Source organism: Vibrio sp. 1641, from assembly GCF_033339995.1.
GTDB lineage: Bacteria > Pseudomonadota > Gammaproteobacteria > Enterobacterales > Vibrionaceae > Vibrio > Vibrio alginolyticus.
The window spans coordinates 1-586 of sequence record NZ_JAWOVP010000353.1 but is presented as its reverse complement, the minus strand read 5'-3'; the positions used below and the strand labels follow the sequence as shown (position 1 = coordinate 586).

The following is a 586-nucleotide window of genomic DNA, read 5'->3' as shown; positions in this document are numbered from 1 at the left end:
AGATTACGCTATGGTTTGTAGTTCAGAAGAAAAACTATACGCAATTCGAGATGTTGCAGAGATTACGGGCGTTAAGCCTGTGACGCTGAGAGCGTGGCAAAGACGCTATAACCTAATCCAACCGCAAAGAACGGAAAAAGGGCATCGCTTATATTGCCAGCAAGATCTCGATACGATTCGTGAAATTCAAGGTTGGTTATCCAAAGGCATTGCGATCGGCAAAGTGAAAGGATTGCTCGGCCAATCGGATGTAGAAATCAGTGCAGAAAACCATTCGCTTGAAGAAGTGGAAACCGTACTGTCTGCGTTGTCGCAACTTAATCGTGGCAAAACGGAAAGCGTCCTTTCATCGGTATTGAAAGAGTACCCGCTCAACTTAGTCGTAGATCAGTTTATCAATCCTGTGTTTGAGGCATTGGATTTGGTTAAGGGCTCGCTGCGCTCTTTGCAGATGGGATTGTTCCAAACCTGTTTAATCACGCGTTTGGCATTGGTGATCGATTCTGAAAACAAAGCATCTACTAAGGGGAAATGTCTGTTGATCAGCTTTGAACAAAGTCGAGATGCAGAAAGCTGGATTCAGGCG

1 protein-coding gene is annotated in these 586 nt (G+C 44.9%); it reads left to right on the top strand.

Features of this window, described 5'->3' with window-relative positions:
- Positions 1-10: 10 nt before the first annotated feature.
- A partial coding sequence (locus R7Z47_RS25950) for a MerR family transcriptional regulator (protein ID WP_318130910.1) occupies positions 11-586 on the top strand: 576 nt, incomplete at its 3' end.